Source organism: Candidatus Symbiopectobacterium sp. (genome assembly GCF_020054415.1).
Lineage (GTDB): Bacteria > Pseudomonadota > Gammaproteobacteria > Enterobacterales > Enterobacteriaceae > Symbiopectobacterium.
This window is the reverse complement of sequence record NZ_JAHWCO010000071.1, coordinates 1-8,199: the sequence shown is the minus strand read 5'-3', so window position 1 is coordinate 8,199 and position 8,199 is coordinate 1. Positions and strand designations below refer to the sequence as shown.

General features: G+C 54.2%; 6 protein-coding genes and 1 pseudogene. 2 read left to right on the top strand and 5 right to left on the bottom strand.

Annotated features, from left to right (window positions below):
- Positions 1-119: 119 nt before the first annotated feature.
- From QZ506_RS02390 to rlmD, 4 genes and pseudogenes are all read right to left on the bottom strand, one after another.
- The gene (locus tag QZ506_RS02390) at positions 120-299 is read right to left on the bottom strand and encodes an IS1 family transposase (protein ID WP_291968790.1); all 180 of its coding nucleotides are present in this window, start codon (positions 297-299) and stop codon (positions 120-122) included.
- A pseudogene (locus tag QZ506_RS02385) lies at positions 259-363 on the bottom strand (IS1 family transposase); the annotation flags it as partial. The gene QZ506_RS02390 and the pseudogene QZ506_RS02385, both read right to left, overlap by 41 nt.
- 350 nt (positions 364-713) lie before the next feature.
- Complete coding sequence (gene relA / locus QZ506_RS02380) at positions 714-2,945, bottom strand: GTP diphosphokinase (RefSeq protein ID WP_291968788.1); 2,232 nt, start codon at positions 2,943-2,945, stop codon at positions 714-716.
- Positions 2,946-2,954: 9 nt separating this feature from the next.
- Positions 2,955-4,364 carry a 23S rRNA (uracil(1939)-C(5))-methyltransferase RlmD gene (rlmD, locus tag QZ506_RS02375; RefSeq protein WP_291968786.1) on the bottom strand — a complete coding sequence of 470 codons (1,410 nt, stop codon included), beginning with the start codon at positions 4,362-4,364 and terminating at the stop codon, positions 2,955-2,957.
- A 60-nt stretch (positions 4,365-4,424) separates the two neighbouring features.
- Between rlmD and barA the strand changes: the two genes are divergently transcribed.
- Positions 4,425-7,187 (top strand): two-component sensor histidine kinase BarA, encoded by a 2,763-nt coding sequence (gene barA / locus QZ506_RS02370; RefSeq protein ID WP_291968784.1) that lies wholly within the window; start codon positions 4,425-4,427, stop codon positions 7,185-7,187.
- A gap of 57 nt (positions 7,188-7,244) precedes the next feature.
- Here the strand turns inward: barA and QZ506_RS02365 are convergent, their stop codons facing one another.
- Positions 7,245-7,811: an alpha/beta hydrolase gene (locus QZ506_RS02365; RefSeq protein ID WP_291968782.1), complete on the bottom strand. Its 567-nt coding sequence runs from the start codon at positions 7,809-7,811 to the stop codon at positions 7,245-7,247.
- A 212-nt stretch (positions 7,812-8,023) separates the two neighbouring features.
- Here QZ506_RS02365 and QZ506_RS02360 point away from each other — a divergent pair.
- A partial coding sequence (locus tag QZ506_RS02360; protein ID WP_291968792.1) for a transposase occupies positions 8,024-8,199 on the top strand: 176 nt, incomplete at its 3' end.

Here is an 8,199-nt window from a genome sequence, read left to right as displayed (position 1 = left end):
CCATGCCAGTTTTGGTTGAAAATGCTTGTCATCTCAGGTGTACACTTTTCTCATGAGGCCTAACTGCATGATTTTACGTTGCGAGGATCCGTCGTTTCACTGGGCTGCCAGCATAAAATCTATTTATTCAACAAAGCCCGTTGAAATCGGTTACGCAGTGTCAGATGTGCACGCTCAATACGCTGTGTATACAGCCTGCTAACAATGTGTTTTACTTTTGGAAGTTCGTCGTTGTAAGCCCTGTAGCCATCCGTGTTTGCATGACTGACGACGGTAGCGCTGATGGCCACTTTTGCCATAACCGTGTTTTTTCACAGGAGATGTCTGTTCACAAAACGGGCATCTTACATCAACTTTAGCCACTGTATTCCACATCTAAAACCGGACATTTCACACTGCAATCAACATATTGAGTACACTAATATTTTTCGGATCGCGCAATGTATTCATAATGGAAAGAAGACGTTCAATAGCCGCTGCTGTCATGCCTGATTCCTGAATCAATAAAAATCGCGTTGCCCCCTTACTGGAGAAACGCGTTTATACCCGTCATACCTCACGTTGCAGGTGCGTTGACTGCTTTCGCTGACCCGAATCACTTACCTGAGGATTCCCTCACTGGCCGCCTTCCTGCAACGCGAATTATTTTGAGTATATTCCGTGATAGATCCCTGCCTGCGCGGGGATGACAAAGTGAGGACCTACGTAAAAAATTACGCCCCTTGCTGGCGACGCGCGCCAATGACATCCGGCAGTTGGTTGAGCTTCGCAAGCACCCGTCCCAATACCTGAAGGTTGTAGATCTCGATCTCCATGTCGATCACCGCGATCTGCTGTTTGGTATCACTGCGGCTGGACACGCCCAGCACGTTCACCTTTTCGTTCGCCAGAATGGTGGTGATATCGCGCAGTAACCCACTACGATCGTTGGCGGTTACGCGCACCGTCAGCGAATAGCCGCTGGAGTAGCTTTCCCCCCAGACGGCATCGACAATCCGCTCAGGCGCATGGCTGCGCAGATCGTACAACTGCTCACAGTCAGCGCGGTGGATAGATATACCGCGTCCGCGCGTAATGAAACCGATGATCTCATCGCCCGGGATCGGCTGGCAGCACCGCGCGATATGATGCATCAGATTTCCAACCCCTTCTACCACAATACGGCCGCTGTCTTTGCGGCTGTTCTGCGGTGGCGCTTTCTGCTGGGTAAGTTGACGCAGCGCTTCGCGATCCTGCTCCTCAGCGCTGGGCTGATTGAGCTGCGCCTGAAGGAAGTTCACCATCTGGTTAAGGCGAATATCCCCGCCGCCAATACCGGCCAGCAGTTCATCAAGCGAGTTGATGTCATAGCGCGGCAGCAGCAGCTTCTCTGCCGCTTTGAGGCTGATCCCCAAATGTTCCAGCTCGTTATCCAGAATCTTGCGCCCTGCCAGGATATTCTTGTCACGATCTTGCTTGCGGAACCAGTTATGGATCTTGGAACGGCCACGGCTGGTGGTGATATAACCCAGGTTCTGGTTCAACCAATCGCGGCTCGGGTTCGGCTGCTTCTGAGTGATGATTTCAATCTGATCGCCCATTTGCAACTGGTAGGTAAAGGGCACAATGCGCCCGCCAATTTTGGCACCGATGCAGCGATGCCCAATATCGCTATGAATGTGGTAGGCAAAATCCAGCGGCGTAGAGCCGATTGGCAGATCGACCACGTCGCCTTTTGGCGTAAACACGTAGACACGATCGTCGAACACCTGGCTGCGTACTTCGTCCAGCATTTCGTCTGAATCGGCCATCTCTTCTTGCCAGGTGAGCAGCTTGCACAGCCAGGCAATGCGCCCTTCGTAACCGGAGCGTCCCCCCGCAACCGCGCCCTCCTTGTATTTCCAGTGTGCAGCAACGCCCAATTCTGCATCTTCATGCATCTGTTTGGTGCGAATCTGGATTTCAAGGGTTTTGCCCCTCGGCCCCAATACCACCGTGTGGATGGACTGGTAGCCGTTAGGCTTCGGGTTTGCCACGTAATCGTCGAACTCGTCGGGCAGGTGACGGTAGTGGGTGTGAACGATACCGAGCGCCGCATAGCAATCCTGCAAGCGTTCAACCACAATACGCACGGCGCGCACATCAAACAGTTCATCAAACGACAGGGATTTTTTCTGCATCTTGCGCCAGATGCTGTAGATATGCTTGGGCCGGCCATAGACTTCAGCCTTGACGCCCTCGCCCGCCATCGCGGTGCACAGTGTTTTAACAAAATCGTCAATATACTGTTCACGGTCAATACGTCGCTCGTGCAACAGTTTGGCGATTTTTTTGTATTCATCCGGATGCAGATAACGGAAACAGAAATCCTCCAGCTCCCACTTGAGCTGGCCGATACCGAGGCGGTTCGCCAAAGGCGCGTAGATGTTGGTACATTCCTTTGCCGCCAGCACGCGCTCTTCTTCCGGCGCATCTTTCACTTCACGCAGGTGCGCAATGCGCTCCGCAAGCTTGATCACCACGCAGCGGAAATCTTCCACCATCGCCAGCAGCATACGGCGGATATTGTCTACCTGCTCGGAGGCAACGGAATCGTGTTGCGTCGCTTTCAGTTGACGAATCGCATCCATATCGCGTACGCCGTGCACCAAATCGACGATATTCTTGCCAAAAGCGTCACGCAGCGTGCCTTCATCCACCACGCCGGAGTCAGCCAACGGGAACAGCATCGCCGCGCGCATGCTGTCGTTGTCCATGCTGAGGGTGGAGAGGATCTCCACCATTTCAATACCGCGCCACAGCAGCAACATCGCATCGGTGTGCCCTTGCGTGTGCTGTTCACAATAGCGCCAGGTCTCTGCTAAGCGTTCACACGACTGCTGATTATTGATGCCCAACGATGCAATCCAGGCATCTGGCACAAACTCGCCGTCCGTATTCAAATGCGCACTTCTTACCGCAACCATAAACTCTCCCTACAATGCCGCTTTGCCAGAGCGTGCCGCCTTACCAGAACGCCGCAAAAACAGTGCCATCGATTCAAGGTGGCCGGTGTGAGGAAACATATCCAACATGGCGACCTGCGCCAACGTGTAACCTGCGGCCAACAGCACTTTACTGTCCCGCGCCAACGTGGTGGGGTTACACGAAACATAGACCACACTCTGTGGTGCAAGTTTAACAATTTGCGGCATCACTTCCGCCGTCCCGGCGCGTGCCGGATCTAGCAGTATCTTATCAAATCCCTGGGCGCTCCAGGACTGTTGCGCCACATCCTCGTCGAGATTTTGGTGAGAAAATGTGACGTTAGACAAGCCGTTACGGCGCACATTCTCTCGTCCTTTCTCCACCAACGCCGGCACACCTTCGACACCGATCACCTCTGCCGCACGCGTTGCCAGCGGAAATGTGAAATTGCCCATGCCGCAAAACAGATCCAGAATACGGTCTTGCGGCTGTACATCCAGCCACGCCAGTGCCTGTGCCACCATCTGCTGATTCACCGCGTCATTGACCTGAATAAAGTCGCGCGTACTGAAGGCGAGCGTCATGTCGTTCACACGATAAACCGGCGTGTCGCCCGTCAGAGGGATGACGATATCAGCCTCCGGTGCCAGATAGATAGCCACCTGCTGGGATGCGGAAAACGCGCGTAAAGCATCGGTATCCGTCGCGCTCAGCGCATCAAGATGGCGCAACACCAGCAGCGGGCCGTTATCAGCCAGCACCAGCTCCACATGGCCGAGCCGTTTCACCCCTTGCAACTGGCTGAGGCAGTGACGCAGTGGGGCTAACAGTGCATCCAGTTCCGGTGCCAACACCGTGCAGGTCGCGATATCCACCACATCGTGCGATTGCCCCTGGCGGTATCCCATGCGCAAACCCGACGCGGGTTGAGGCACTGATTTGGCACGGGCTGCTGCTTTTCCACCCGCTGACGCAGGTTTGTCTCCCGTCAAAAAGTATAACGCAAGACGCGCACACCGACGGTAACCATAGGCCGGCCCCGCAATCAGTCCAATATCCGTCAGTGTTTGTCCGGTTTCTCGCATTATCAGCTTTTGCAGCGCGGCCGATTTGCTGCGCTGTTGCAACGCGACATCGGCATGCTGCTGACAGCCACCGCACACGCCAAAGTGCGGACAGCGCGGTTCCGCACGTTGCGCACTGCGCGTCAGCAGCCGTTTGAGTTCAGCACGCGCATACTGACGTTTATCCTCGGTCAGATGGACTTCCGCCTGCTCGTCCGGCAGCGCGCCGGGCACGAAAACGTTTTTGCATTGATGACGCGCTACACCCTGTCCGAAGGGATCGAGATCGGCCACGGTCACGTTAATGATTTGACGGGTCGTCACACGCCGGTTTGGAGAGTAGAATTGCGCCATAGTTTGCTATTGTGTCTTTAAGCTGAACGTCTGGACCTAATTCTCCCACATTGGAACCTCATGACCAAATACAGTCTGCGTGCCCGCATGATGATACTGATTCTGGCTCCGACACTGATTATCGGGTTGCTGCTCAGTACCTTCTTCGTTATTCACCGCAGCAATCAGTTGCAGGACCAGCTTGCCAGCGCGGGGGCCAGTATTATTGAGCCGCTTTCCGCCGTCGCTGCCTATTCGCTGGTAGCCAACCAGCAGGAGATGATTCAGCCGCTAATCAATATGCTGCATCGGCGTCATTCCGACATTGTACGCGCCATTATCATCACTAACGCACAACATCAGGTGTTATTCAGCACCGATTCGCGCCATATCACCCAACTGATTGATGCGGTAAAACAGCAGTCGATGCCGTCAGGGCTACATTCTCACCAAGTTGATGACAAGCTGTTACTGCATATGCCTATCACCATCGGCACGGAATTCACCCGTCATGCGGGCAAGGTCGAGCGCCCCGGCGCGACAGTGGGGTATGTGTTGCTGGAGCTGGATACCGACTCCATCGTGCTGCAACAGTATCAGGAGACCTTTATCGCCACGCTGTTGATGCTGCTGTGCATGGCGATTGCCGGTCTGTTCGCCTACCGTCTGGTGCGCGATGTCACCATGCCGATACGCAATATGGTGGATACCGTCGATCGTATCCGGCGCGGTCAATTGGACAGCCGTGCAGAAGGGTGCATGCTGGGCGAGTTGGATATGCTGAAGAATGGCATCAACGCCATGGCGATGTCCCTGACGGCCTACCACGAGGAGGTGCAGCAAAACATCGATCAGGCCACTTACGATCTGAGGGAGACGCTGGAACAGATGGAGATCCAGAACGTCGAGCTGGATTTGGCGAAAAAGCGGGCGCAAGAGGCCGCGCGTATCAAGTCCGAGTTTTTAGCCAACATGTCGCACGAGCTGCGTACCCCGCTTAACGGCGTGATCGGTTTCACCCGTCAAACGCTGAAAACTACGTTAACCGCAACCCAGACCGACTATTTGCGCACTATCGAGCGTTCCGCCAACAACCTGCTGACCATCATCAATGACGTGCTGGATTTCTCCAAGCTCGAAGCGGGCAAACTGGTGTTGGAAAACATCCCATTCTCACTGCATAACACGCTGGATGATATCATCACGCTGTTGGCGCACACTGCCCATGAGAAGGGATTAGAGCTGACGCTCAACATTCAGCCCGGCGTACCCGAACGTTTTATCGGCGATCCGATGCGTCTGCAACAGGTGATCACCAATCTGCTGGGCAATGCCATCAAATTCACCGAAAAGGGCAATATCGATATCCGCATTGAACGCCACCGTCAAAGCCATAAACAGCTGGAGTTGGAAATTCAGATCCGAGATACCGGTATTGGCATCGCCGAGGGACAGCAGGCACAGTTGTTTCAGGCATTTCAGCAGGCAGATACCAGCATTTCCCGCCGCCATGGCGGCACCGGGCTGGGGCTGGTTATCACCCAGCGACTGGTGAAAGAGATGGGCGGCGATATTCGCTTCCAAAGCGCGGTAAACCAAGGCTCCACCTTTTGGTTCCACATTACGTTAACCTGCGATCCGCACGGCAGCATGGCAGAGAACAATCTCTCCGTACTGCAAGGACACAGCATTGCCTATGTGGAAGCAAACGCCTCCGCCGCGCAAGCCGGGTTAGATATTCTGGGGCAAACGCCGTTGCAGGTGCACTTTAGCGCGACCCTTGAACAGTTACCGCCGCAACATTTCGATATTTTGCTGCTCGGCGTTCCCGTTCGGCGTCGTAATAACTTGCTGGATTACACCTCACAGTTGCGCGACATGAGCCGCAAAGCAGCTTGTGTTATTTTGGCCTTGCACAGTCTGGCGCAAATGGATGCTGAACAGTTGAAATCCTTCGGTATCCACGCCTGTCTGAGTAAACCCCTTTCCTCGGTACGCCTGTTGCCCTTAATACAGGAAGGTCTGTTGATCCAGCAGCTATCGTTGCTGCCAGCAACGCAACCAGCAACGCTGCCCATACAGCGCTTGCCGCTGTGTGTGATGGCGGTGGATGACAATCCGGCTAACCTGAAACTGATCGGTACGCTGCTGGAAGAGCAGGTGGAAAACACCCTGCTGTGCGACAGCGGTGAAGAGGCTATCGCACAGGCGGCAATGCAGGATATCGACGTCATCCTGATGGATATCCAAATGCCCGGCATGGATGGCATTCGCGCCAGCGGACACATCCGCCAGCTTTCCCGCCACGCTACTACGCCGATTATTGCGGTCAGCGCCCATTCGCTGAGTGACGAGCGCAAATCATTGTTGCAAGCGGGAATGGATGGTTATCTTGCTAAACCGATTGATGAGCAGATGCTGGCGTCGGTATTGACGCGTTATACCCAACAACCTAGTATACCGATTGAGAGCGAGAACGGCAGCATGGCGCAATTTCTGGCTGAACATGATGACAGCCAGCTCTCGCTCGACTGGTCGCTGGCAACCCGTCATCCCGATCTGGCGCGCGATCTGCTGCAAATGCTGCTGGATTCCCTGCCCGACGTGCAGCAACACATCGAAGCGCTGTTGGCGGGCCACCCCGTGGCAGACACACTGCCTCTGATTCATAAACTGCACGGCAGTTGCGGCTACATCGGTGTGCCACGCTTGAAGCAACTATGTTACACGCTGGAAACCGCACTGCGTAAGGGAACGGACGTGCTGGAACTGGAGCCGGAGTGGTTGGAATTGCTCGATGAAATCGCCAATGTATGGCGGGCTGCGCAGGCGCATTTGTCGTAGCACACAGGCATTGTGCCGAGCGTATCCTGATTCTGCTGCTCGGCTGACGCCAGCGGCTCACCGCCCTGATGCGGCTATGGCCTTCTGTAGCTCAGCCAGCACCAGAGGGAATTCGGTAAATCCATCACTTGCCAGAAAGTGGTTACCCTGCTCAACCGTAATGAACCGGGAATCGAGGGATTTCGCCAACGCCTGAATGAATCGGTAACGAACCACGCTATCATCAGGTGCAGCGATGATAACGCTGCTGCTTGCCCTCTGCACCAGTTTGCCATAATCAATATCCGGTTTTATGAAGCGGTCGAGCTGCGGAAGCGTCGGCAGACGCTCATTGAAACCGGAAACCAGAATATAGCCGCCGATAGGCGCGTTGCACGGGTGTTTTTCAAGAAATCTCAACAGCGTAATGCTGCCAAGACTGTGCGCGACAAAATAGGTGTTGCTATCCAGCGATGTCACCTGTGTTTCGAGGGCCCGTTGCCACGCCTGAGGTTGAGGATCGTCAGGGGTGGGTAAATCAATGATCGACACCCTTGCTCTCGTTTTCTCCATCTCGCTTTTCAGCCACGCGAACCAATGCTCTGACGGTGAAGCGTCGTATCCGTGAATCGTATCCGTGAACAATGTAGATATGCCTGTTTGACTGCTGTGTGTTTACGGGAGGGGTACAGCCCGACAAGGCTGCTGCCATCGAAAGGAGTAGCGCGACGAATTTGTTCATATACCCTCATTGAATGGGATGAAAAGTCAGGTATTGGCGATAGACTTGAATCTTAGGCTGTGTCCCTTAATTGCCTGAGTTATAGTAACCGTATGTTTCAACAGTATATTGAACTATGGCTCGCTACGACCTTCCCGATGAAGCATGGATAATCATCCAGTCTTTACTGCCTGCTGAACCAGCAATACCACGTGCCGGACGTCCATGGGCAGAACATCGTAAAATCATCAATGGTATGTTCTGGATTCTGTGCTCAGGTGCTCCATGGCGTGATTTACATGAGCGATATGT